Below are 240 nucleotides of genomic sequence, written 5' to 3' on the forward strand. Positions count from 1 at the left end.
GTTCAGGACCGACCACGTGCAAGATACCTTGACGCGCATCATTGATAGTAAACTCAGCGATATCAAACTTCGCACAATTCTCATCCAAGGTGAGTACTTGTAAGCGCGATACTTTGTCTTTGATACCAGCCACGCCTTCTGAGCGCTCTTTAGTCACTGTTGGTACATTATGATCGGGACTAGCGATGTTAGCCGACAGACGCCATGGCGCTCTATTGGCCAGCTCCAGACCTTCAAATG

General features: G+C 48.8%; 1 protein-coding gene. It reads right to left on the bottom strand.

Annotation, left to right across the window (positions count from 1 at the left end):
• A partial coding sequence (locus AAEZ03_RS28725) for an aconitase family protein (protein WP_350583393.1) occupies positions 1-240 on the bottom strand: 240 nt, incomplete at both ends.

This window comes from Pseudomonas sp. HY2-MNA-CIBAN-0224 (genome assembly GCF_040310285.1).
Lineage (GTDB): Bacteria > Pseudomonadota > Gammaproteobacteria > Pseudomonadales > Pseudomonadaceae > Aquipseudomonas > Aquipseudomonas helleri.